Origin of the sequence: Candidatus Fukatsuia endosymbiont of Tuberolachnus salignus, from assembly GCF_964030845.1 — a bacterium.
In the GTDB taxonomy this organism is placed as follows: domain Bacteria; phylum Pseudomonadota; class Gammaproteobacteria; order Enterobacterales; family Enterobacteriaceae; genus Fukatsuia; species Fukatsuia symbiotica.
The window spans coordinates 2508017-2531861 of sequence record NZ_OZ034983.1 but is presented as its reverse complement, the minus strand read 5'-3'; the positions used below and the strand labels follow the sequence as shown (position 1 = coordinate 2531861).

Sequence of the window (23845 nt, the reverse complement as noted above, 5' to 3'; positions counted from 1 at the left end):
ATAATTAAAATTAGAGAAACTTAAGTCAAGGCGGTTTAAGATAACCTAATTATGCAAAATCCTGGTCAAAGAATTAAAAATAGGCGCCTGAAACTACAAATGACACAAAAGGAGTTAGCCAAGAAGGTAGGCGTAGCACAGGTTACTGTCTCGCAATGGGAGCGTAATAACAGGTCACCGCGCGGTGACCGCCTATTTTCTCTCGTAGAAGTTCTCAATTGTGAAGCTTCATGGGTATTACGTGGGGATGTGGTGCCTAGTATACCGTTAAGCAAAACACCTTCAGCAAAAAATGCGCTAACACCAAAAGAAAATGTATTACTTGATTTGTTTTCTGAACTTCCGACAAGTGAACAAGAGCAATTAATTAAAACTCTTAAAGAGAAAGAACAACATTATGCTCGATTTTTGACAGAGTTGTTAGAACCTATTCGAAATCTCTTGTGCTCGCCGTGTTTTGGCTAAGTAATTCGTCAAAAATGCGCTCAACATGCTCATTTACCCCTTTTTCCTCTTCTGATGAGCACAGCGAAAAAGATGTGGAACAGGTTCTAGACGCTAGGGATAAGAAAAGGTATAGAATCGAAAAAAATTGTTGTAGAACTGTCATTTATTATATGAAATCGAGGTGTTCTTATTATATTCAGCGTGTTTTTTATATTAAATTTAGTTTTAGCTAAATTCTGAGTTGACTTTATTTTTAGTTTATCCTAAATTTATGCCCATTAAGGCAAACATTGACTGTCGGCGGATAACAAGACTATCAAGCTGTCAAATATCAAGCATCATGACGGACATGGGAATGAACAACCTGGGATAATTATGACTACCAGATATATCGGACTAAAAGAAATGTGTAAACTCATGGGGAAAAGTCATCCAACGTTATGGCGGATGTACGCGAAAAAAGGAGAGTTTCCCAAGCCAAGCCGCAGTAAAAGCGGCTGTTTTCTTGGCTGGGCAGATAACATTTATGAAGAATGGGTGAAAGATCAAAAACCCTAAAAATTGTATTTAGCTATTCTTGTCTGTCAGCACTAATGCTAAAAGCCCGTAAATTGCTAATTTACATTGTCCACTTCCACTAGCATGTAGTTTCTTAGAACCTGTTCCAAATCTTTTTGAGCGACGCTTAGACGAGGAAAAAATGGGCGAAAAAGCGCAGTTTATTCTTTGTATACAAAAAGGGAGTCAATGCGCATTTTGAGCCCGTTTTTGACGCAGTATCAGCGAGCACAAAAGATTTTTCACAGGTTCCTTATAAGGTAACCAAACCAAGAAGGAAATAAGCATGCTAAGAAGAAAGAACCACAACATGATAAAACAATTCCATCAACGGACATATGTCACAGAATCAGGCTTAAGATCAGGGAAAATATCTTCGGCCTTATCGCGAGGAACACATTGACGCGCGATACCTAATAAATATTTATAACGTTCATTAGACCTCTTCGGAAACTATAGCAGGCGCCATGTAACGTGATCACTTTTGTTAATAAATATTAATTAATATCAATATGTTATTTCTGATTTTCATAATCAACTGATACGGCGCCTGCTATAGCATTCATGTAAGAATGTTGTTAAAAATCTCCTGAACAAGGAGCCCCCATGAAATATGAACAAATAAAGGTATTGGAAGAGGAAAAATTTCGGCGCTTAACCGGAGTTAAACGCAGTACATTTGAAAAGATGATAAAGATATTGAATGAAGCAGATAAATGTAAGCAAGGGAAAGGAGGTCGGAAACCCAAGCTGGGTTTAGAAGATCGCTTATTAATGGCCCTTGAGTATCTACGGGAATATCGCACTTATTTTCATGTTAGCCGAAGCGATGGGGTGAGTGAGAGCACCTGCTATGAAACGATTAAATGGATAGAAAATACGCTAATAAAGCATCCTGATTTTGCACTCTCTGGACGCAAAGCTTTATTAAAAAGTGATAGGGAGTATGAGCTCGTTCTTATTGATGCCACAGAAACGCCGATTGAACGTCCAAAAAAAACAAAAGCAGTTTTACTCAGGAAAAAAGAAACGACCCACCTTAAAAACCCAAGTGATCGTCGATAAAAAAAGCAAAGCAGTCATCTGTACAAGCTTTACTCATGGGAGGCGTCATGATTTTAGGTTGTTCAAAGAGTCTGGCGTGCGAATACATCCTGAAATCAAAACAGTGACAGATACAGGTTACCAAGGGCTTGGCAAGATCCATTCAAACTCGGCGTTGCCTAAGAAAAAGACAAAGAAAAATCCCTTAACAAAAGAAGATAAACGCAACAATCGTGAGTTATCAAGCCAGCGTGTATTAAACGAAAATGTCATTGGTATGATTAAACGATTTAAAATCGTATCAGATCGTTATCGAAACAGGCGAAAACGTTTTGGATTACGATTTAATCTGATTGCAGCAATTTATAACATGGAAATTAGATAAATCAGAGTTTCCGAAGAGGTCTATTATCTTTTTTGTCGGCAACCTTCTCTAAAAAATGCGATACGATTCCAGTTCTTTCTTCATCGCAATCACTTTTATTTGCATTTGTACTGATTGCTAAAACAGACTTAATAAAGAAATGAGAGTAATACTTGTATTCTTCATTCCAAAAACGTTCCCCCAAGCTTTTAACTATATCGTAACGGCCTATATTCATAGCGTGTTCTATGTGTTTGTTCATCCAACGTGACCATTCATGGGAGACAATTCCCATACTGGTAGTGATAGAACCTATTGCATTAGCAATGAATGCCTCATCTCTTGTAGTGTCTTTTTCTTCTGATAAACCCTTGTTTACTAGCTCGACTATCTGAGAACAGTCATGATACTTGACATCTATTTCCTTCAACCGGTCAAGCTCTCCTCTGCCCACTAAATGAGATATTATTCCTTCTTGTATAGGGTTAAGCTGTGAGAGATTGAGATGGTAGTTCCCGGGGGGGTTTCTAAAGAAATTTTTTGCAATAAAGAAGTATTGTTTCTCATGTCCTTCATCGAGAAGCTTTTTCATGAAATCCATGGCTACAGGGCTGCCGTCTACAATATATAGTATTTCTGATAAAACTTTTACTAAAGTACTGTTAGCATCTTTCGGAGTATAGCCTTCTAAATGTGTCTGCATAATTTCGTTGAATGATTTTGCATTACCCTTTATACATGCGTGCCCCATAATATATGAAAAAGGGACGTGAATTTCTGTATCTACATTACCGGTTGGATTGGATATTTTTGTGGATAAATTGGTTGAAAATTTTTTGAACGTAGCTGACATCTCGGTTTTACATAACTCTTTACCTACTTTGTTTCCCCTGCATATCGCAATTTATCTACGCACCAGAGACCATCATGTGAAGACCTTTTCTTCATGAAGAATGTGCTATAAGTCTCCGCCAGCTCGGATATTTCAATTGATGCTGAAAAAGCTGTACTTTCTCCGGGCAAAGCCAGAGTTACTAAAACCTTGTCTACATTCTTAAGATCAGGTTCCAAACTGAGTTTATCTTTGCTGTCGTCTGTAAGAGAAAGCATTAACTCCCACAATGCCTTTGCTTGTTCTGTTTTATCTACTGTTTCATTTTTGAATAGATTATAGAAAGCAACACAAATTTTCTTGCTGTCAGTTCCAGAGAAAAAGTCCTTAATTTTCTCCCATATTTTATGTACATCCCATTCTGATCCGGTTGATCCGGTTTCCAAATCACCTGTCCTGATAGATCTTTGATAATAAGTGCCCTGAAAGGTTAGTGTATTCTCCATAAAATTTAATCGCTCATTGAAAAATAGAAATGCCAACCACCACTTGTAACTGATTGCTATGCAACAAAAACAGAATAGGCGAGTCCGAGTCTAAAATCGCCTTCCATTTTAATATATCTAACAAGATTAGCTTATTGTTAAATAATATATTATTTGTAATAAATTATTATACCCACTGCTCATGGATTCTGCTCAGCCTGTTCGTTAATTTGTTAAAAATCGCCGACCACCGAAGTTATCTAATAGCACAGGTTAAAATATCATCAATCTTGCAGCACTTCGTTATACATGACGTCATTACGACTGTAGTATTAGGCGAGATCGATTAACAGATCATCCAGGAAATAAGTGGGATAGACTAGCTGATCATAAAATTTCTCCGATTTGTTGATTTTCCTGTTATATTCTTCAACCAGTTGACCCAGAGTAAAGGTAATCACATTCTCCGGTCTGACTGTTTTCAGGGTAATATCTTCAGGCACAGGATCTGGATTAAATACCTTGGCAATACACAGGGCAAATTCTCTTCTACGGTGGCTGATCCACAGATCAAGCCCTTCTCTTTGTACCTTATACTCCTCCAGATTGTCATTCTTAACAATCAGCTCAATATCTTCATCAAACTTTCTGCCATGAGCCTGAATGACGAAATTTATCTTTGACCAATCTTGCATGTTGATGCAGAGGGTCTCAGATTTACGCCCCAGATGTAAGGTTTTTATCTCTAGCATGTCTGAGAGAAAATCAGCAGAAAAAGGCTCAATTTTCTGGAATCCTGATGAAGGTGATCTTTTTTCAATAAAGATCAGCTCATCACCAAAGCGTTTGATAAACAAAGGTGTTTCTACCAGCAGCGATGCCTCCGGCCAATCGTCCATTATTTGCCACACCTGTCGCGCCGAAAGTTTATACAGATTTTCTTCGTCAACACTGATATAGATGCTTTTTTCATCTCGACTCATCGCCAAATATTGGCAATGGGCAAGCTTCTGCGCATCGAGAGGGATGATGAATAAGGCGTGAGAATCTGTGTCATACCATCCATATTGGCTAAATTGCAGAAGTCTTTTTTGCTCCAATATAATATTACGTGTACTGCTTCTTTGAACTGTAGTGAAAACTTCTCTTATCATTGTGTGTATGTCGCTGGTACGGAGATGTGCCTTTGGCAGGCGACTAATAAGATCTGCCTTTAAAAAAGCCCACATATTTCCTGGCGTAATAGATTCATCTTGCGGTGTTTTTTGGGCTATTTTTTCTATCAGGATTTTCCGTAGTTGTACTTTTCTTTTGGTAAAATTAATCGCAGATAACCTTTGCACACCAAAAGACGTATTGGGAAGACGGGTTTCCCAACTCAGATAATGATCATAGGTATAGGTATCGTTGCTATCACCAAAAAGAGAGAAAAACTCCCGTTTTAAAGCATGCGCCAGTTGATAAGACAGCAAATAAGGTGAGCTGTATTCTTCGCTGATACCCTGTAGCGCAAAGTGATAGGGAGACTGCTTAAAATCAACGCTAAAGAGCAATTTATTGTTTTTTATATGGATGAGCCCCTCGTTTTTCCAGGCTTGCTGTACGTCACACATCACGATTTCTGAATGTGGCAGCTTAGCTTTAGGGATCAGGGTATCAAACTCCTGTACCTGGTCGATACTCATGCTGCCTACATAAAGGAGAGTTTTGTTGTGGGTATCCCACAGGGCGGCCTTGCCATGCGTATCGTTAGTCAGGTAATCTGGTTTTTGTCCATTAATAGGTCGATGAAAATAAAATCTTTTCAGGCACGTGTCATACCAGGCTTTGAGTGGTTGCGGATCCGCTGAAGGATCATCATCAGTGTATGAAAATCCTTCTATACATAGCACAGGAAGATGAAAACGCTCGTCGGCTTCGTCATCATTGCAGGTCAGTAAGGTGGAAAAAGCGACGGGAAGATCATCTTTGTGGGTTGCTAGCCATGTGCTACCGACAATAGACAAATACGCCCGCCCAGAAACATCGATGGCGTAAGTGTTGCCTTGTATGTCCTCGATATATAGCCGCTCTGGCGTGTGTCCACTGTGTTTGAGCAGACCCAGTTTTGTATAATCAGCATAAGGCTCAGTGTTACGTTTGACGTAAAGCTTTTTCATCCCTGCCTGATCTTCATTCTCTGCTGGCATCCAAAAGCTGGCCTGTTGATAGTCGGTTTTTCCGCTCCATATCGGCTTGATTTTTTCCCGTTTTTCTGTTGGCAATGTGATAGGCGCGAGTATTCCACATGATCGGCTCCACCAATGCTCTTTAGTATTTTCGTTATCAGTAATATGAACTATTTCATCAGTATGGATGTTGCCAGCAGCGGCCTGTGTGTTGCTCCTTGGTAGATCACTAGGTGACAGATCATCACCCAGCAATATGCTGCACAGAAGAGATCGAAGTTGTTCAAGCGTAACCTGTGAAGACAGTGTGCCTGAAAACAAGGCATCCAGAGTGAGAGTATTGAAGATATTTTGGCTAAGCTGGATTTTTCTCAGTAATAACGGTTGATTCGTCGTAGAGTTGATGTTGATCACGTACTGTACCTCTATCGATGAAGCCCCTTTTTTGTAATGTTCGATAAGCATCAATTGCCCTTGCTCTTGTACTATCCCTGTCTTGATCGTTAATCGTGTCGATGAAGAAAAAAAAGGAAGAAAAGAATAATTGATGAACTCCAACAGAGAAAGTCCGTTATGAGTAATCCAGAAAGTGGGCTGAAAAGAATGATCTGCCATGTCTGATTTGGCCTCGGCAACAACCGTGGCATTCAGATCAATGTTGGCATAGAAAAAAGCCTTGCCGGCTTCAATGGTTAATAAGTGTGCATGCTTAGTGACAGATTTAAAGGGTGCCAGTACCGGCGTGCAGAGCACCATGCCATTTTTAACCAGATAATGGGCATTCCCGCGGTAATCATCCTCCTGGTAATTTTTAAGCAACAGATACGGTAACGCCGCAAAATCAGGGTAAGCCTTTGCCTGGCTCTGACATAAAAGACTAAGTTCTGTTTTTATGCTGCTTCCAGGGTAGTCAGAGGCATCGAAGGTCAGTGAGCCAATACTCATTCCGCTTGCAGTAATACGCTGAATGAGGGTTGCTTTCGGATGAATCAGGTATTGAACCTGTAGGCTTTGGTCCGCAGTGAGGGTGGCCTTGACCTGGTGTTCACCGATGTACAATTGATCTCTTTCCCTGCGGAGGGGTGCTATCGTGCCTAGAGCGAGTGCGCTAATTAGCCAGTTGTCCCCTTGTAGCTGCAATTTTAACGGAAAGGCAGTCGGTGGTAAAACCAGGATTTGTTGAGTGCCGGAGCTGTTTTCAATGTGGTAGGTGATCTCACTGGCGTTACTGATAATTTCTTTGCGGAACAGCTGTTCCTGTTCTGTTACTTTCTCCTTAAAATATTGATATTCCATGACTTGCAAATCGGGATTTTCTTTTTTAAAGACATTGTATTCTCTTTTGTAATCCTCCCGGTTTTCTATCCAAGGAAAATGAAGCGCCCATTGATTTTGCGCAATGCTCACCTTGATGTTGGTAGGTATTCTGCTCGTGGTGATCGCTTTCATCTCATGAAAGAAAAATCCAAGTTGCGAAACACCAGGGATCATGCGGCGATGAAAAAAACAAAATCTTTATGATCCTGTTCAAGCGCCCTAACAGTGGCAAAGATTGCATCAAATTCATAATTTGCAGTTTCAGATGCACTCCCTGTATAAGAAAAATCATAGCTGTTCTGTGCTATGCAAGGTAAAACCAGATTATGACTCAATGCCTCCTCAGTATCGCTGCCAGCTGGTAGCGCAGTGAGTACCACACCAGCACTGTTAAATTCCCGTAATATATTTAATTTACCGAATTTAGCTTGAAAACGTCCGGGGAACTTACTGCCATACGTTTGGTATTTTTGCGATCCAAAAGTAATCTTGCAATGTGTCGCCAACTCTATCTTTGTGATACAGGCGGGACCTTCATGGACAAAACAGCCATTTTTCAGTACATAACCCGTCTGGCGGCTTTCTTTCAGTGTTTTGAAAAATAGGGCGCAGGCTTTAACTTCACTCGCTTCTTTTTGAAAAGATTCCAGTAACAAAATCACCAACACCGCGGTTACGGCAATAATCAAGGCAAGTACGCCAAGTGCCAATGCCAGGCTCGCTGCGCCGGCCAGTGCGGCAGCAATAGCGCCCAGCTGTATGCCAAAACCCACTACACTAAAACCAAGTTGTGTACCTAGGATCATTTGTGAGTCGCTATCCGGGGCATTTAAAAATGCCTCGGTGGTCAGTGCTACATCCGCGGCGCTGAAAATCAGTCCTAGCCCCATCGCACTCTTGCTAATACCACTGGTGACTTTTTTTAGCGCATATTTGATTTGGTTTTTTTCCAAAATACCTTTGGCTAACACCGCATAACGACGGGTGCTCGTCGTACCTGAAAGCAACTCGGAGGAAAAATACGCCATTCTGCGCAAAGAGAATTCCACCGCTTGTATATTCAAAACCTTGCTTACGGTGAAATAGGACAATCTGGCAAGATCATCTGCCAGATCATTGGCCATTCCCAGGATGCCGACATAATGTTGTAGTACCAGGGCTTGCCCTAATCCATCGGAGAGGCTTTGTGTATCAGGTGCGGCGAACAGACCTTTGCCTGCTTTAATTTGCTCGATGAGAAAACGCGCCACAAAGATTTTATTAAAAATCCAGCTCGAGAGATCGGCCGCCATTTTGATTGAATAGCCGCCTCTTGACGTCGCCATTAAACCGTCATCAGGCAGGGGGATAAGGTAACTTTTTGCCAATAGATCGCGTGCTTGCCTGAAGACCCTTTTGTTGGTATCGATATGCGTCACCTGACCGGTTCGAGGATCCAGAAAAGGCACTCTGGATTTATTTTGACCACGAATCGGAATGATTTTTTGCAATAGCGCCAAGGAACCTTCAGGAACCGAACTCCCCAAAAGGGCGATTTCCTTGGTCAAATTTTCAAAAATTAAGGCACTGGCAAGATAAGATTCGGCCAGAGGCGAAGCGTTTTTTCGAGGACGTATTAGCAGCAAATCGGTAGCCATCTCAGAAATATCTGATTGAAACGTCTCAGTAGAAACGGCTTTTTTACCGGTGTTGTGAATAGAATAAAGCAACTCTGTCTGATCGCTGCTCAATTTTAAGACATTTTCTTCAAAAAAACCCAATGATAAGGTTTTTGCGGGTAAGTCTAACTCTTTTTTTCTTATTAAGGCGTGTAGACGTTTCTCCATATCGCCCAAATAAATCACTTTAATGCTCTGAGATTCTGCTCCCAGATGGTTGATGATCGGATAATAGGCGTTTTTTTTGGCGAAATCGATATAATAAAAATCAAAAAGATCTTCATCTGCTGATGCTCTGAGCTGAGCATAGTAGCGCGGATGGTCTGTTAACAGTTGTCGCAGTTTTTGATGGATTTTATCAGAGACCAGTTTGGAAGACGCTAGCCAGGCAAGCCATTGCTCCTGATGTTCATTGAATGTTACCTGTCGTAAGACATCTCGCAGTATACGCAGTTGATCGGCTCGCTCATCGACAATGGCAGTACGTACCTTTTTCCCGCCAACCCATTCCTTTTTTTTCATCCCAGAAAACAACACCATCACATCAGCCATCAAAATACGGTGTCCCACAGATTTATCGAATTTGTCAGCAAACAGGGTAAAATCTTCCTCACTAAAAGTATCACGCATTTTGGAAGGAATTATCCCATCTCTAAATGCATAGCGACTAAAGAGGCTAAATCTGCCGTGCTTATTGATATCGATCCACGGGCGTACCTGTGTTAAAACGTCTTTTTCCAACCAGGTTTTGGTAAACTTGACTTCTTGACTACCAGGATTTAGCACTCCGATCCATTTATAAGCAGATTGGGAAGCATGCCAAAGGATGGTTGCACTCAGTGCATCCCAATTCCCTGTCCATTTTCGTCCAACAGCATCGACACCGATGATAGCATCACGTACGGAAACCCCTGAGGAGATGCTAATATGAGCGTCTCGAAGATGAGTCAGTAGCTGGTAAGTAAATCCATAATTGAGTGAGAAACGCGTGCCGGAGCTGGTACCTGGTACCTCTCCACCAAATTGTTCATAGATAGGAATTTTAATAATTTGGTTTTATTGTCAAAAACAGAATTGGATCAAAAAATAAACGATATTATTTTCAAACTTTAGGGTTATTCTCCTTAACGTAGAGAGTCCCGGGTGATAATAGGGTCATTTTCGTTTAAAAAACCAGCATTTTCGAACGCGAGGCGCCCCTTCCCTGCAGAGGCTAAATCCCCTTCATTTTTGCCAGAGATTCATGGTGAAGCATTAACTGATGCCACGGCAAGCCTGATGTGATACCGCTTAGCACCAAACGAGAGCCACACAGGATGCACTCATGAGGGTCAATACGACTTAGGCGTTTTAACATTGCCGCATAAGTGATGTTGACGGTTTTTTCTTTTTCCTGCCCCAACAAAGCATCTATAATCGGCAGCAGTGTAGTCCGACGGCGGGGCGCTAAAAAACCATAATAGCGGACCATCCTAAAATGTTTATCCGGAATGTGGCTAATAAAACGCTGAATAAACTCGTCCATACTGAGGTTAAGTTTTTCTTGCTCTCGGGTTTTATGACTGAGGTAGCGATAGGTCACTTCCTGGCCGTTATAATGTTCCAGCCGGGATAACGACACCGGAGGCTTTTTTAAATAACGGCCTAAATAATTGAGCGTTTGCTGGGCATTGTCTGTCGGCTTTGCCAGGTCGATATTCCAATGCCGTTGGTAATGGAAATCCAGAAACTGCTCCCGTTGACCCGGCCTCGTGAGGGTTTGTGATAACTCCGGTGGTAATTGCAAGGTATCCCACTGTTGACGAAGTAGTGTGATAATCTGATAACGCCACTGTTTCATCAACGTTTTTCCGCTAAACGTGATTTTTTTCCATTTTTCGGCATTGTCATCGAGTCCGCCACAGGTCACCGAAAGATGCACATGAGGATGCCAATTCAGCGCTCGCCCATGCGTATGCAACGCCGTGAATAGGCCAGGCAATAGGTTTTTTGGCTGGCAAAAATCTAAAATAACCTTGGCAGCGAGACGACTGAGATGCGTTAACAGCGCACGATTTAGCTCAAACAACGGCCAGAACTCACGGGGAAAAGTGAACGTAATGTGTTGCCATTTTGTGATGGGAAGCACCGTGCGCTGTTTGGCCACCCACCGCTCTGTGGCTTTCTTACCACAGGAAGGGCATGAACGGCTGTGGCAGGTAAAGCAAATCCGTTTGGTGTGCGTACAGCCTGCCTTTTGACAGCGCCAGCTGGCAAACCCCAGCGCCGATGTTCCGCAGGAAAACAGTTTAATCAGATTATCGACCACCACCGGCCGTATTTTATCCGCATGAGCACAATAGTAATTCCACCACGCATGACCGACCTGAAAAGGATGACGCAGTTTACGGTTCATCTTTCAGCTCAAGCATCACGGGTGTTCTAGATCAAACGACCGACACTCCGGGCAAAAATAGACCGCATTCATTGCAGACTCTGCGGGAAAGCGAGCCCAGAATATTTCCCAAAACGTCTCTGTAATGAAAAGATTATCTCCGCCAGTAAAGGCCTGATGCGTTTTCTGATAAGGCATGGCTAAGGCTTTAGCAACCTCTTTCAAGGTCTGCTTCACCATTTTGGTATGCGCTGTTTGATGTGAGTGACAGATATTTTTAGGCATAACACCTTAGCTGAACGAGTAACGGGACCGGCTAATAGATAACACCGTTTCTTAAAAAAAATCAAGAGATAACAGACTACTTCACGTCGCCGACCTTAGGAGGCAGCCTTGAATACCACTGGAGACCACGCTAATACGAGAGATGACATCAGCGGATTGATCGCTTGGTGAAAAACGTGGATCGATGTGGCTTTTTACCTCTTGACTGCTCAACACCCTTAAGATTTTTTTTGCGATTTCTTTGCCGTTGAAGCCGCTTAATTGCCTATTTTCACCACGCCCCACCAGCAGGATACGGGCTTTTTCGTCTGCGCCATCATCGTAAAATTTAAAATTCGCTGGAATATCGCCATGGATCCTGATGCGCTCTCTTCCCCCTGAGAGAATGATTTTCACCCACAGGCTGTTTTCTTTCCTTTTGTTATACAGCCAACGTGCTGCGGCTTCCGTTGCAGGGTCACTGTCAAATTGCAGAACTAACTGACTTTGGTAACTGGAAGGTTTTTCGTAGTAGCTATCCCGGGTCATCATGGCCGATCCGATCCAGGTGGATTTCATGTCCTCTTCGGTGTCTCTACTGATGTTTGAAAAAATAAAGAATTGCTGCTTAAACACCTCAAAATGCGCAGCTAACCTGGGATGACTGGCGACATAATTGGCGAGCCAGTCCGTTATGATCTTCGGTCCTGAACTATAGACGGTAGCGACAGAGCCTGCTATCCAGCCATCATAGCGGTACATCATTAAATTAACGTCTAACGTTGAGTGTCTGCGAGTGGGTGTGGGTGGATTGGAAACATCAAGCCTATCCAAATGATTTTCTGCTATTTTTACATCCCTTTGAAAAACCAAATCCAGCATTTGCAACATGGCAGAACTGTCTTTAGGGGCAAACAGATAAGAGTTGGTGATCCGTCCTTCCACATAAGGATGCTCCATGTAGCCTAGCCCATCTTGCAGCATGCGCAGCTCACCTAAGGGATCCATTAATATCTCTTTAGGCAGGGTCGCAATGATCTGATCAATCTCAGCAAACAGCGGCTGGACCGCATCGAAAAAGGGATCTGGATTGCCTTGACTGATATCGTGGGCAAGCTGGTGATAATCAGGTTTCGGCGGTTGACCGTCGCCATTACAGGCACGTAACAGGCTGTTCATCAAAACTATTTCTACATACGCACGTCGACGATAAACGTTGGTATCAAAGGCGATAGATCTACCCGTAAAAATGGATCTTAGCACATCGACTAAATGCATCCAGAATACCCCGGTCATGTAAGAGGAGTCACTTTGTAAATAAGCCGCGTTGATGATTTTTCTTTTGTTGAGATTGCTCAGTAACTCTATTTCTATCTTCTGCCAAACTGCACTGTGAGGATGTGGCAACAGGTCGGCATCAAGATAAACACCCCCCTTTTTATAAAGGATCATGTAACGAGCCTTGTCAGAAGCTGAGGCCAGATTTTGGCGCAAACCCAGTTCCTTAAGGTAATATTGATAATAATCTTTTCCGGTCGCGTTCTGAAACAGGGTAGCGTTTATCTCGCACAAACGGATAGGTTTTTTCGACTGAGCTTTTGTCCCTGTTCTCTGGGCAGTCTGAAGCTCAGTGATGGCTGTATTGAAAGAGTGCGCATGTGCCGATTTTATTTGGTTTAGTTCCTCCAGGGTATTCCATCCTTTTGCTAACAGGAATCGGGTGGCGCAGTCATCAAAAGTTTGTTTGTGGCCGATCCCAGGAAGGAAATAATCTTTGTAAAATTCGTTTTGTAAATCGATGATGGCTCTAATATTCGTTGATGCCGTACTGTCTGGCCCCATATTGTTGCCGATGCCCAGTAGTGTACCCGCGTACAGCTTGATTTTTTTGCGCAAAACATCGGCAAGTAACGCATTAGGATCGTGCCACAACTGAATCTCATAATCCGGGTTGTAACACGCCCAGGCTTTCATATAAGCAATTTGCGCAGAACCTATTGCACCGATCCAGACAAAATGGATATTTTTCTCTATCGGTGTTAATAAGCTGTGCTTTTGTTGTAGTACTTTGTCCAAAACAGTTTGAATTTTTGTCGTCTGGTGTGGACTGATCAAGCGATCTTCATGGTTTAACAGTTGTTCAAGCTCCGTTTGCATACGTGCCAACACGCTGAGTTCTTGATCACTGCCAGAAGCAGCAAATTCCTGGTATTCATTCAGCAAGAGAGAGACTCGATGAAAAATCATTATGTCTGTACTCAGTGTGTCCTGTATTTCACGTATTAATGTTTCTTTGTTCATGTTTATAATCCATTTAGTTGAATACTAAGCTTTAAAGAAGTAAGCGAGCATTGAGCTATTCGCAGGCTCTATACCCTTCGTCTTTCAAGTTGCGGCGGCGTTGGCTGCTCGCATTCATCCCAGTCATGTATTACCTGGATTCGATTGATTGCTGCCTTGCCGTAACTCGAAATTCATTGGGTATAACATGTCACCCACAAGATGTTTTTATGTGATCATTTTGTGGGTACTCACTCACCTGTAGCTGTGCTTGCACCCAAATACTTTTCCAGGTTATCCGTCCTGTCACTTCGTTCATCCTGCCTAACCCAATCCTGTTAGCGGCGGCAAGCGCTAATTTTTCCACTGCGTTTCGTGGTTCTCTGCGTTGCGCGACCAGTCGGGTAAAAGCATCATCACGGCTCGCAATATCCACTTTGGCGACGTTCGGTAAATCATTTGCCCGCCCTTCTCTGACGGTCAGATAGCATTTTTCGGTGATCAGATAATCGAAATTTTTGCGCCGCCAGGTTGTTCCCGTGACTGTATTAGGGCGTTCCTGTAACATCCAACGACACTTTTTAGCAATGTAATACAGATAGTTAAGCCATTTATCCTGGTTGAAGTCGAATTTTTTCCATAGTTGATGCAGTTTGATTTTGCGCTCGATCGTCATATCCAGTACCTGTGGCATTTCCGGCAGAATACGGTGATACGCCTCCAGTACGGTGAGGTAATCAATTTTTGACCCATCGGGCTGCTGCCGATCGTCTGTCGCAGGGGATTGACTAACAGTCTTTTTGTCTGATGGATCCTGTTTTGAAGTTACTGACGGATCGCCCCCAGATTTTGGCGGGTGAAACCCATTAATTTTGCTGAGTTCCGAGGTATCAAATTCTGATATATCACATTTTGCGGTATCAGGTTTTGGAGTATCAAACTCGGAAATATTACATTTTGAAATATCACGTTTTGCGGTATCTGATACTTGCGCCGCCTCGCGGAGTTTTTCAACATTAATCCGATAAACATTGCTGGCATTACGATTACCCACCCGCCGATTTTTTTTCATAATCCAACCGGTACGCTCTAATTCACCCAGGGCCGTACGGACAGTACTTTCACCGGCACCAATTTGACGGGCAATGGTCGCCACTGAGGGCCAACAGATCCCCTGATCGTTAGCAAAATCAGCCAAGCGAGCCATAATTGCCACTTTAGCTATTTTCATACCGCTTGCCGCACAGCCATCCCACACATAGCTCGATAACTTTACGCTCATAACAACAGGCCCCTAAAATTTAAGCCTAATACCCGATAGCCAAGCCCTAAAGAGAATGTTGAAATTATGTCAGTAGTACTTAATGATCGAGAGAATATGCCAGGTGACATTAGTGATGTCGTCTTAAAACCATTTAAGATGAATGGGTATATGCTTCTCTTATTTGCGAATTCTGAAAGTGGTAACATTGTTTTATCCAAGGGATTTACTAAGCTCTTTGTGGAAGGTTTAATCAACACGCTAAGGCCCGCCATTTTTTGATACCGCGGTGGCGCGCTTTTAATTTAGGTTTAGCTAAATAATGACAATTAGATAAACCTAAGTCAAGGCGATTTAAGATAACTTAATTATGAAAAATCCAGGTCAAAGAATTAAAAATAGGCGCTTAGAGCTAAAAATCACGCAAAAAGAGCTAGCCAGTAGGGTGGGGGTGGCGCATGTGACGATCTCGCAATGGGAACGTAACGATACATCACCGCGTGGTGACCGCTTGCTTTCTCTCTCGGAGGCGCTCCATTGTGAGGCTTCGTGGGTATTACGTGGGGATGTGGTGCCTAATACACCGTTAAGTGCAACATCTTCGGCAAGAGATTTGCTGACACCAAAAGAAAACGTATTGCTTGATTTATTTTCTGGCCTTCCGGCAAGCGAACAAGAGCAATTGATTGCAATGCTTAAAGAGAAAAAACGCCATTATACTCAACTTTTAACGGAGTTGTTACATGTTAGAGATAAAAAAAAGGCGTAGATTAGTTGTATATGAAATTTCTTTTTAGCTAAATTTTGATGCGCACTTTATTTTTAACTTATCCTAAATCAATCCACACTAAAAACCTGTTTAACAAATCTACGACAATTAAACTTTTATCGATTATTCCCCCCTCTTCCTTTACTCAAGATACGCTTTTTAAAGCAATGGCAGGAGATTGTTGGAATGAGATAAATGTAAAGCCGTATTTTCTTTCCAGCTTGCTAAGGTTGCTGCATTTTGTATTTGCAATAACGACTGTATCGCATCGTTATCGTTACTATCCACCAGCAGATGAGAAATTTGTACGGGGCGTGCACTGTAACCTGTTCCCATGAGTGCCGCCTGGGCGCGCAGCACGCCCCGACCACGGTCATCCAGGCTAATAGTATCCCTGTCCGGCAAGCGATTTAATTCACTGATAAAAAGGTTGAGTAAACAATTTTTGCAGTGTTAATGCCGCCAGTCTTATTGTTTCGAGGGGTTTTATGCCTTTATCCGATAAATAGACGCGCTGATCACTGTGTCTGGCGATGATCTTTTTTTGCTCCCGTTGGATCTCTATCGGCACCGAACCTACTACAGCTGTCGTAACAGGTGCGACACGGATTGCCCAAGTCTCACTCGTATCGCGTCCTCTCTTTTGCCACCACAATAGAGCATCCTGTTTTATCACCTGATCTCCATCTCACAGAGGATAATATGGGTTAAATGTAGGAAAAGTAATGCAACGTGTTGATTTGCTAGGCAGAAAGTATATCGATATAGCTGAGCAACATAATAATGATTATGCACTATATTGAGAGAATAAGGCGTCAAGGCTGCAATTTAAGTCCCTTCTTTTGCTTTTGGCTTGTGCCCATTTATGTTCAATGGGATTGAGAGCAGGTGAGTAGGGAGTGAGATATTCAATCCGATGCCCGGTTTTACTAATAGCCTGCTGAATGTCGAGACGTTTGTGGAAACTGGTGTTATCCATCACGATGACACAATGAGGAGGAAGAGTAGGCAAAAGGCGCTGGGTAACCCAAGCGTAAAAAACATCACTGTTAATGGAACAAAAAAATAATCCGACCGCCATCAGGACGGTTCCCAGTAACGCGCCAATGACATTTGTTCGGCCCTTAGGCTGCCAATCCTGGGTACCCCAACAGCGTTGACCTTGTGCAGCATAACCGTGGGTTCGTGGCATATCGTGTGCGAAACCGCTTTCATCCAGATAAACGACCGGTTTTCCCTGCTTTTTATAGCAGGCTATCGTGTCCTGGAAGGCGCGCCGTATCTCTTCGTCTGCCTTGGGATGACGCAGGGTTTTCTTTCTCTCGAATACCCAGAACTTTACGGCGAAAATCGACAGAGTGGCTCATCGCTAACTCCCTGCTAAATAATTTAGCTATACATTGTAATCAAAATTAATACGTTACGCTATATTCCAGATCACCGCGATAACGGAAGATTTTTCCTACCCACTTTTCTGCCTCTACCGCAGTCATATCAGTGCTAAGCTTTTTTACGGTGTTGATGACCACAGGCTTCAGCAACATGTTAGCAGGGGATAGCGTTGGTCAATATCATCCACATAGATCACCGTCCGTTTTAGTGTCTCAGTAGACAGAGGCTGCATTTTTTTCATCCGAGCCAGACAGAGTATAATCTCTAATTTTCTTCGCATCCATTGATAACTACTGTACGCCAACGAGAAAACCTTTCTACCTCTTTGATAAAATGGGACTAGAAAACCCACCGGATTCGTGGCGTCAAGGAGACCAATAACTAACGTTTTGCCGGCTTTTTTGATGTCAAGACGAATTTTAAGGTACTGAGCGACCTTGAAGTAACGACGATTTTATTGGACAGCAGCGCAGCTTTGATACCTGCTTTGCCGCCAGACCACATGGCAACAAAAAGCTGGCCAGTTCGATAAGACCGAATACCACACCGGCAAAAGTCAATTGACCATCCTGGTAATCACGTGCGGTGCGTCTGGTCATTGCTTTTATGCAATAATTGTGCCAATATTTCGCTATTACGGTTTCTTTTTGTTCGTCGGTTGCCCAGTCAAAATCATCGCTAGTAGCGAGTTCACACAGGGCATCGAAAGAGAGGGTTCTTGACGAGCCGGGTTGAATCATCTCGGCCATGGCGACGCCGTGCCGCAAATCGACCGAAGTCATTGTGAAGCTATAGGGCAATGTCGTCAACACCGCACTCAGCGCGGTAGCGGTTTTCTCATCCCTGCACGAGTTTCGCACTGTACTAAATGATGGTAAAAGGAGAGTAGGAAAAAAGATAAGAATGGTAATGAGATGTCAGACTATCCCTGTACGAAAGACCTTTATAAAGCATTTTTACAAGCGAGTAGTGTCAGATATTCTGGTCTAGCGTTGTCAGAAGTGAGCCCGTCGAGGGTATCGCATGATAGCGTAAGCCGGTGGTTAAAGAGCCGGTGTTTTCGTCCCAAAGAGTTGTGGCAACTTGTCGCCCCCTCGATAGACCGGGAAGCACCTTGTTTTCTGATTGCGGATGATAGAGTGCTAGCCAAAAAACGGAGTAAGAAGATAGAGCGAGTTCATTATCACTATTCTGGTAATGAACATGATGTGATAGCCGGTATTGGTTTGGTTAATCTGTTGTGGCAGGGTCTTGAAAAGGGAGAGTCAGTGCCTATTGACTACCGAATTGACGACAAAGAGACCGACGGAAAAACAAAAAACTCGCATTTTTGCGACATGCTCAAACTGGCAAAAGCGAGGGGTATAGCCCCTGAAGCGGTGGTAATGGATGCGTGGTATTCGGTATTCAAGTTTAGATAATCTCAACGCCATTCGTTCTCCTGGCTGGATTGGGGTCACCACCTTGAGAAAGAACCGGATAGTTAATCGCAACGTCACATTAGCCTCACTTGATATTCCAGAAGAAGGGCTTTCAGTACACCTGCGGGGCGATGGTTGGGTGACAGTCTTCAAGTTTGTGACCAAACACGGTCGCATTGATTATGTTGCAACGAACAAAGAGAACCCCACCCGGGAACAGATGAAGGCTGTCACCGAGGCCCGTTGGTCTGTTGAAGTTTATCATCGGGAAATCAAACAAACTTGTGGTATAGAACGCTGTCAGGCCCGCACGGGCCGGGCGCAAAGAAATCATATTTTTCTAGCCATGGCTGCCTGGTTTGAACAACATAAACGCCGTCTGTCCGAAAAAATAACCCTTTACCAACAAAATTGGGCTGTCATTAAAAACGCTATTACTACACACATCAGAGCACTATTGGCTGCACCAGGTTAGATTCGTGCGAAACTCGTGTCAAACTTGGCATTGCCTAAGAAAAAGACAAAGAAAAATCCCTTAACAAAAGAAGATAAACGCAACAATCGTGAGTTATCAAGCCTGCGTGTATTAAACGAAAATGTCATTGGTATGATTAAACGATTTAAAATCGTATCAGATCGTTATCGAAACAGGCGAAAACGTTTTGGATTACGATTTAATCTGATTGCTGCAATTTATAATATGGAAATTAGATAAATGATAGTTCCCGAAGAGGTCTAGTGTATCCGCTCCAACTGCAGGCAGCCAGCAAAATGCATTTAATGATGTACCCCCCCCCAATAATTAGTACCAGCAATACGATGTTACAACCCACAGAAAATACGCAACCACAGAACAACCCAGAGAGCTTGGCGAGGTTGTCATTTCAATCGTTTCTAGGGAGAGAAACAACAGATGCCGCTAGTCTTAGCATTAAATTAAACGAGGTGCTAAATAAAATTCCAAAAAATGGGTTTTTGAGCGCGGGTGTCAATGGAGAAGTATTCGAGCTTTGCAAAGAAAAAATACAAGAATCACCACTTAATCTAAAAAGTAGTGGGGAATTAATTACATATCTCATGACGAATGGAATAGATGTTAATGATACATTCACTACCGCCGTTTTTCTTATCGCAAATAACCTTGATTTCGTCTTACAAAATACTAAAGATGAAATAAGTAAAAATATTGCAACATACCTAGATAACATTGGATTAAATCTCCCAGAGGAGAGTGTCTCTTTAGTGAACCATATAATGATTGCCTTCTTTTATAAAGAGAATATGCTAAAACAGGTCACGCCGGAAAAATATCTTTCAGCATATGAAGAAGCTCGTGATCGAGGAAATATAACGCAGGAAACATATGCCATTGAGACCGAGGGCCTATCTCTCTTGAAGCAAGGTATTCCCTTCAAAGAAGTTGCTACCAGGCTTGAGATAAAAGAGTCTGACATGGCAGAATACTTCCGTAAGAAGATGCTATTGATATAGAAGAGGCTCACTCTCTTTATGCTTAATACTTACTTAGCGTGATGGCAAGATTCGTTATAGCAGAACGATTCTATTTTGATTACACCATAAAGATGAGCAATGCCGTATATGGATACCGAATGGTATCCATTATGTAATCAAAATTACACCGTACCGCTATATCATCTTTCTGGGTTTATTTTGTACATCGATGAATAAAGTCGCTGTAATCAATTGAATTGATTACAATAATTTTTGTAGAAAGGTGAGGGATTTGTGACTAAGAGACAGACACCCTACAACGCCTTGATGTGATGATGTAAAGAAAAAAGGACGTAAGATCAGCTCATGGTTGAAGTCACATGATACGCAGTCCTTGAAACAAGGAGTAAGCAATTAGTTTAAATGATTAACCATCAAGAAAAATTAACGACGAAAATGATTGTTGTTTTGATTACCCTTAATGAGCGATAACAAACTCGTCTATATCCAATAACATCAATCTAAACTATAAGGTAATCAAATGAAACATATAAATATTTTCTTAAAAATATTACCCATTCTATTACTGCCAACACTTGTTTGGGCTTCTGGAAAATATCCTTCATCCCCTGAGGATTGTAATCGTTGGTGGGAGCCTCAAACTCCTTTCATGCCCAGTCCACCTAAAATATGCACTGAGAAAAAACCTGCCGTACAGCAAACTACACCTTCTGAGCCAAAAAAAGATGAAATCAACAACTAGAGACCCACTCCTCCCTTATGGTGGAGAACGGGGTTAGTGTTACTGGCTACAAAGGAACCCGGTTAACCTCCTTTCGGTTGATCCATCCTACTCATCATTGACTGTTCTACAAGGTTTACACGTAAAAAACCACGTCTAGCGTGATGTGTGCCTTTGTAGATATTCGGAGTTCCAATCCCTGCTGCCAATTTTACGGCTATGGGCGGGATAATCCCAAATATCTTTTTCGTCAAATGCAAAAACAAAAACCCCGACAGCGAAGGTCAGGGTTTTACGGTTGTTCGTTATCAATACATAGACACGGCAGGGTACCCTGCAATCATTGCTCATTTGCTCTTTTCAGTCAATAGCATTACGCCACTTTTTTAATTTTATCGACACGTTTACGACTTTTAAATGCCTGTTCGATGGAAGGATGGAGTAGATACAGACTTTCTTCGAGTATTTGATCAATTTCCCTACGGCAGGTAGCCAGTGAGGGGGTTTTAAATCGGTTGCCCCCTCGTGTGCTGATATTGCGCGGTATAGCGGCTTTCTGGCTATAAACCGCTATCGAATAACGGGAAAGGCGTTGTACGTAGTAACTGAGCAGGATGCCAAAAGCCTGGTTATCCACCGGTATCACCGTATCCACCACCCGAGAAATCAACAACCCGTCATCATCATTACACATTGGCCTGGTAGGATTTTCTTGCTGCTTTTTTGTCGCCATACAGTGGGCGATGAGGCTACTCTGTGGCTTCTCCAATCGACCGCTGTATACCCAGGCTCCCCAGCGTTCCAGCCAGCTGTTAACCCAGTGATACTGCTCATTATTGAGCCTAAGTTGTGTGACGTTCATGCTGCCTCCTGTTCCGTTATGATTATCTCCCTCCTGCCGCCTTGCACCTGTTCACCCCGAATGATGTGCAGGTCATCAATCACACTGTCATCGGCAATCATGCCCGCGTGTACCAAGGCATCCAACGGTGCCTTTAGCAGATTATCTAAATCGCGTTTCCTGCGGTATGGGACATGAACTCGTACCTTGACACGAAGTTTGCTTTTTAGGCACAGGGTAAGCCCCTTACGTGCAATTAACGCAATAACCTCGGTACGGTACTGCCTGCCCTGTTTGCTGATGTAATGTCGGCCTCTGGCATGTCGCCAATAGGTATTCACTGTCGGCGGGTAAGGCAGCACTATTCGATATTCATTCATGTTTCATCTGTCTCTACTGGCGCCGGTTGATGTGTTATGCCGTCCTGACCCGATAGCTCTCCCAGGTAAACGCCAAAGTACAACCGCCACCTTCGTTCATTCTGTCCAGTACTCGCTCACCGAGGTAAGTCGTTAAGTCTTCTTTCGGCAAATTGCTCAGCAGCAGCGTCGGTTTCATGTTTTCATAGCGGGTGTTGATGATTTCAAATAAAATCAGCTTTTCGGCCTCACTGCCAAACTGCACACCGATTTCATCGATAATCAACATGTCGACACCGGTGTAGTGCTTAATCACCTCGGATTCGGTTTGGGTGGCGTCTTTCGCCCAGGTGCTCTTGACCTCTCGAGTAATACGTAGCGCGGATGTCAGAACAACCGAGGCGTGGTGTGTCGTAATGATGTGTTTAGCAATCGCAACCGCCAGATGATTTTTTCCTGTCCCGGGTTTGCCGCACATCACCAACCCACCGCCTTGCGCTAAACGCTCATGCCATTTTTGTGCATAGGCCTGGCATACCTTCTGGCAACGCAAGGATTCAGCATTAATCGGCTGATAAGACTCAAAACTGGCAGTGGTAAAGCGCGCAGGGATACCCGTCTGGCTCAGCAAATTTTTAATCAATTGGGCCTGATTTCGCTGCTGGTCTGAGGCGATATTCTTTTTCAATACGGTGATTTTTTCGTGTAAACACGCCGGACAGTCCGTTTTCTGTTGCACGTTGGCAAAGCCCTGCAGGGTTCGACAGCGTTGTTCAAAAGCCCCGTGTTGTGGGCAGAGGACCTCTGCTACATCAACCCGAACCCCTGCTATTTCCTTCAGCGGGGCACGGGCACTTTTCAACCGGTCTTCAAGAAAAGTGAGGTCTTGCTGCTGACGCGAATTTTCTATTTTTTCAATGACATTCATCACATTACCCTTCCATCCACGCCGGAAATACCGTGGTGCCGTAGTCTTTTTTGGCGAAGCGGTCGCCAGAAACCCGTTTGAAGGTGGTGCCATCCACTGCCCGTTTGTTCTGGTAATTCAGTTTCTGACTGGCGGTGCAAAACCAGCTTTTAGGCGTGTCGTGACGAAACTCTAAATCCAATCGTGTCAGCTCGTAGACCAAGTCCAAATGCGGGAATAGCGTTTGCCAGCTGTCGAAATCTTGCGGGGTCAGGCGGATTATCTTCCCTTCGAAGGCGTAACGGCTCGCTAGGCTGGTCTGAGTGTCAACGTGAGGGGAATTACGCTGAGCAGGAAAACAGTCAGGGTGGGGGATGGGGTCTTCTCGCTTGGCAGGACACTCATCGACTTTGATTGCACAAATTTTGCTCGCAGTTGGGGTGTTAGGTTCTATGACAGGTTCTATGACTGGTTCAAAAGAATGACTGATTCTGGGTGTTCCTGATTCACCCCTTCCTGGTGTTCCAGATGCGCTACCCCGTGTGCCAGATACTCCACCCAGCGTTCTTGATTCACCAGGAGGTGAACCTGTATCCTCCCCGGGTGACTTATTTTCACCCTTCACTTTTGGGGCATTGTTTAACGTCAAATGATAAACATTCGATTTATTCACGCCCTGCTCATTTTTACGATATTCAATCCACAGCAAGCCGTCTACTGCCAACTGGTGAAGATGTTTTTGTACCGAGCGATCTGTCATTTCACACTGATGAGCGATATAGGGCACTGACGGCCAGCATTCGCCTTGGTCGTTGGCATTATCAGCCAATTTGAGTAAAATCAGTTTTCTCAGCGGATTCCCCACTTTGATACTCATGGCGTGTGTCATTAATTTCATACTCATTGTCTA

At 43.2% G+C, this 23845-nt stretch carries 23 protein-coding genes and 2 pseudogenes; 8 read left to right on the top strand and 17 right to left on the bottom strand.

Features of this window, described 5'->3' with window-relative positions; genetic code table 11:
- Window positions 1-99 precede the first annotated feature (99 nt).
- From AAHH42_RS12115 to AAHH42_RS12105, 3 genes are all read left to right on the top strand, one after another.
- On the top strand, window positions 100-465 hold the full coding sequence (locus AAHH42_RS12115; RefSeq protein ID WP_342221243.1) for a helix-turn-helix domain-containing protein: 366 nt from the start codon (window positions 100-102) through the stop codon (window positions 463-465).
- 357 nt (window positions 466-822) lie between these two features.
- Window positions 823-1005, top strand: a complete 183-nt coding sequence (locus AAHH42_RS12110) for a helix-turn-helix transcriptional regulator (protein ID WP_119797068.1) — start codon at window positions 823-825, stop codon at window positions 1003-1005.
- A 606-nt stretch (window positions 1006-1611) separates the two neighbouring features.
- Window positions 1612-2434 (top strand): IS5 family transposase gene (locus tag AAHH42_RS12105; protein ID WP_342221242.1). Its coding sequence is split into 2 segments (ribosomal slippage): window positions 1612-2000 and window positions 1999-2434, totalling 825 coding nucleotides; the frame shifts between segments, so codons are not numbered across the junction.
- A gap of 1 nt (window position 2435) precedes the next feature.
- Here the strand turns inward: AAHH42_RS12105 and AAHH42_RS12100 are convergent.
- The 8 genes from AAHH42_RS12100 to AAHH42_RS12065 all read right to left on the bottom strand — a co-directional run bounded on the left by AAHH42_RS12100 (window position 2436) and on the right by AAHH42_RS12065 (window position 15073).
- The gene (locus AAHH42_RS12100) at window positions 2436-3266 is read right to left on the bottom strand and encodes a hypothetical protein (RefSeq protein ID WP_342221241.1); all 831 of its coding nucleotides are present in this window, start codon (window positions 3264-3266) and stop codon (window positions 2436-2438) included.
- Window positions 3267-3289: 23 nt separating this feature from the next.
- Window positions 3290-3751: a hypothetical protein gene (locus AAHH42_RS12095; RefSeq protein ID WP_342221240.1), complete on the bottom strand. Its 462-nt coding sequence runs from the start codon at window positions 3749-3751 to the stop codon at window positions 3290-3292.
- A gap of 311 nt (window positions 3752-4062) precedes the next feature.
- A complete protein-coding gene (locus AAHH42_RS12090; RefSeq protein WP_342221239.1) occupies window positions 4063-7347 on the bottom strand; it encodes a hypothetical protein in 3285 nt (1094 codons plus the stop codon).
- Between the two features lie 38 nt (window positions 7348-7385).
- Window positions 7386-9659, bottom strand: coding sequence for a TcdA/TcdB pore-forming domain-containing protein (locus AAHH42_RS12085; protein WP_342221238.1), 2274 nt, complete (start codon window positions 9657-9659; stop codon window positions 7386-7388).
- A 427-nt stretch (window positions 9660-10086) separates the two neighbouring features.
- The gene (locus tag AAHH42_RS12080; protein ID WP_342221137.1) at window positions 10087-11268 is read right to left on the bottom strand and encodes an IS91 family transposase; all 1182 of its coding nucleotides are present in this window, start codon (window positions 11266-11268) and stop codon (window positions 10087-10089) included.
- A gap of 15 nt (window positions 11269-11283) precedes the next feature.
- Window positions 11284-11532 (bottom strand): hypothetical protein, encoded by a 249-nt coding sequence (locus AAHH42_RS12075; RefSeq protein ID WP_342220947.1) that lies wholly within the window; start codon window positions 11530-11532, stop codon window positions 11284-11286.
- An 81-nt stretch (window positions 11533-11613) separates the two neighbouring features.
- A complete protein-coding gene (locus tag AAHH42_RS12070) occupies window positions 11614-13812 on the bottom strand; it encodes a TcdA/TcdB catalytic glycosyltransferase domain-containing protein (protein WP_342221237.1) in 2199 nt (732 codons plus the stop codon).
- 190 nt (window positions 13813-14002) lie between these two features.
- Window positions 14003-15073, bottom strand: coding sequence for a helix-turn-helix domain-containing protein (locus AAHH42_RS12065; protein WP_342221236.1), 1071 nt, complete (start codon window positions 15071-15073; stop codon window positions 14003-14005).
- Window positions 15074-15422: 349 nt separating this feature from the next.
- On the opposite strand from AAHH42_RS12065, the gene AAHH42_RS12060 reads away from it, so the two are divergent.
- Window positions 15423-15821, top strand: a complete 399-nt coding sequence (locus AAHH42_RS12060) for a helix-turn-helix domain-containing protein (protein ID WP_342221235.1) — start codon at window positions 15423-15425, stop codon at window positions 15819-15821.
- 159 nt (window positions 15822-15980) lie between these two features.
- On the opposite strand, the gene AAHH42_RS12055 is transcribed toward AAHH42_RS12060, so the two are convergent.
- The 5 genes from AAHH42_RS12055 to AAHH42_RS12035 form a co-directional block, all read right to left on the bottom strand.
- Window positions 15981-16226, bottom strand: a complete 246-nt coding sequence (locus AAHH42_RS12055) for a hypothetical protein (protein ID WP_342221234.1) — start codon at window positions 16224-16226, stop codon at window positions 15981-15983.
- Window positions 16227-16236: 10 nt separating this feature from the next.
- The gene (locus AAHH42_RS12050; protein ID WP_119797075.1) at window positions 16237-16497 is read right to left on the bottom strand and encodes a hypothetical protein; all 261 of its coding nucleotides are present in this window, start codon (window positions 16495-16497) and stop codon (window positions 16237-16239) included.
- A 111-nt stretch (window positions 16498-16608) separates the two neighbouring features.
- A complete protein-coding gene (locus tag AAHH42_RS12045) occupies window positions 16609-17079 on the bottom strand; it encodes a transposase (RefSeq protein WP_342222075.1) in 471 nt (156 codons plus the stop codon).
- Window positions 17066-17188 (bottom strand): hypothetical protein, encoded by a 123-nt coding sequence (locus AAHH42_RS12040; protein WP_275887669.1) that lies wholly within the window; start codon window positions 17186-17188, stop codon window positions 17066-17068. Before AAHH42_RS12040 ends, AAHH42_RS12045 begins: the two co-directional genes overlap by 14 nt.
- 444 nt (window positions 17189-17632) lie before the next feature.
- Window positions 17633-17962 (bottom strand): hypothetical protein, encoded by a 330-nt coding sequence (locus AAHH42_RS12035; protein WP_342221233.1) that lies wholly within the window; start codon window positions 17960-17962, stop codon window positions 17633-17635.
- Between the two features lie 165 nt (window positions 17963-18127).
- Between AAHH42_RS12035 and AAHH42_RS14930 the strand changes: the two are divergent.
- The 4 genes and pseudogenes from AAHH42_RS14930 (at window position 18128) to AAHH42_RS12010 (ending at window position 20849) form a co-directional block, all read left to right on the top strand.
- Window positions 18128-19109: pseudogene (locus tag AAHH42_RS14930) on the top strand (IS701 family transposase).
- A gap of 9 nt (window positions 19110-19118) precedes the next feature.
- Window positions 19119-19349: pseudogene (locus AAHH42_RS12020) on the top strand (transposase family protein); the annotation flags it as partial.
- Between the two features lie 104 nt (window positions 19350-19453).
- Window positions 19454-20125: a hypothetical protein gene (locus tag AAHH42_RS12015; RefSeq protein WP_119797016.1), complete on the top strand. Its 672-nt coding sequence runs from the start codon at window positions 19454-19456 to the stop codon at window positions 20123-20125.
- A gap of 502 nt (window positions 20126-20627) precedes the next feature.
- Complete coding sequence (locus AAHH42_RS12010; protein ID WP_119797015.1) at window positions 20628-20849, top strand: hypothetical protein; 222 nt, start codon at window positions 20628-20630, stop codon at window positions 20847-20849.
- Window positions 20850-21201: 352 nt separating this feature from the next.
- Here the strand turns inward: AAHH42_RS12010 and AAHH42_RS12005 are convergent, their stop codons facing one another.
- Genes AAHH42_RS12005 through AAHH42_RS11990 form a run of 4 tightly spaced genes read right to left on the bottom strand, consistent with a single transcriptional unit; the run spans window position 21202 to window position 23839 of the window.
- On the bottom strand, window positions 21202-21690 hold the full coding sequence (locus AAHH42_RS12005; RefSeq protein WP_342221232.1) for an antiterminator Q family protein: 489 nt from the start codon (window positions 21688-21690) through the stop codon (window positions 21202-21204).
- A complete protein-coding gene (locus tag AAHH42_RS12000) occupies window positions 21687-22049 on the bottom strand; it encodes a RusA family crossover junction endodeoxyribonuclease (protein ID WP_342221125.1) in 363 nt (120 codons plus the stop codon). The genes AAHH42_RS12005 and AAHH42_RS12000 overlap by 4 nt, the downstream gene beginning before the upstream one ends.
- Before the next feature lie 34 nt (window positions 22050-22083).
- Window positions 22084-23049 (bottom strand): ATP-binding protein, encoded by a 966-nt coding sequence (locus AAHH42_RS11995; RefSeq protein ID WP_342221124.1) that lies wholly within the window; start codon window positions 23047-23049, stop codon window positions 22084-22086.
- Entirely contained in the window at window positions 22961-23839 is an 879-nt protein-coding gene (locus AAHH42_RS11990; RefSeq protein WP_119797011.1) for a helix-turn-helix domain-containing protein, read from the bottom strand. Before AAHH42_RS11990 ends, AAHH42_RS11995 begins: the two co-directional genes overlap by 89 nt.
- Window positions 23840-23845: the final 6 nt, after the last annotated feature.